Genomic DNA, 809 nt, shown 5'->3' with positions numbered 1-809 from the left:
TCTGGCCGCGGGACTGGGCGTCGACCCGGCAGCGGTGACGACCGGCAAGGCCACCGACGGAGCCGATCAGATCGCATCCGTCGAATCCGCGCCGCTGCGAAACCGCTTGCAGCAGATGATCTATCGCTCCGACAACGTCCTCGCCGAGGCCGTCGGACGCGAACTCTCGCTCGAGATGAACACGGCCGCAAGCTTTTCCGGTGCAGTGGCATCGATCGGGCAGACCCTGTATTCCGCAGGCTTCGACATGGCCGGACTCACGCTCGAGGACGCCAGCGGGCTGTCGGTCGACGGCAAGATACCGGCCAGGCTGCTCGACCAGGTGTTGACCTCGGCAGCCGGAACCGAGCAGCCGTCGCTGCGTCCGATGCTCGACTATCTTCCCGTCGCAGGTGCCACCGGAACTCTGACGGATCGGTACGCCTCGGGGAACCGAACCGGAGCGGGCTGGGTTCGTGCGAAGACCGGAACCCTTTCTGCTGCAAGTGCTTTGGCTGGATATGTCGTCGACGTCGACGGCCGAATCCTGACCTTCGCCCTGATGTCCAACGACCGGCCGCCCGACGTCAGTCGCCCCGCCCTCGATGCCGTCGCATCGACCCTGAGATTGTGTGGTTGCCAGTGAACACGGACGCAGCAGCGAAGGCCGACGACAGCGAAGCCACCTCCGGTTTCGCCGGTGCCGTCGACTGGTCCGTGGCGGCGAAGACCGGAGCGAAGCTGGCCCGCAAGGGCCCGGCCACATCTCGCTACACCGCCGCTGCAGCCGTGGAAGAGCTCGCCGCCGCATCGATTCGGGCCGAGGGACC

General features: G+C 66.7%; 1 protein-coding gene and 1 pseudogene. Both read left to right on the top strand.

What is annotated here, in order from left to right; translation table 11 throughout:
- Positions 1-625, top strand: a 625-nt coding sequence (gene dacB, locus RHBS_RS28170; protein ID WP_128646948.1) for a D-alanyl-D-alanine carboxypeptidase/D-alanyl-D-alanine-endopeptidase, incomplete at its 5' end; no start/stop codon positions are given.
- Positions 622-809: pseudogene (locus tag RHBS_RS28165) on the top strand (hydrolase); the annotation flags it as partial. The gene dacB and the pseudogene RHBS_RS28165, both read left to right, overlap by 4 nt.

Source organism: Rhodococcus sp. BS-15 (assembly GCF_000813105.1).
Taxonomy (GTDB): domain Bacteria; phylum Actinomycetota; class Actinomycetes; order Mycobacteriales; family Mycobacteriaceae; genus Rhodococcoides.
The sequence above is the reverse complement of the archived record's forward strand: the minus strand, read 5'-3'. Positions and strand labels throughout refer to the sequence as shown.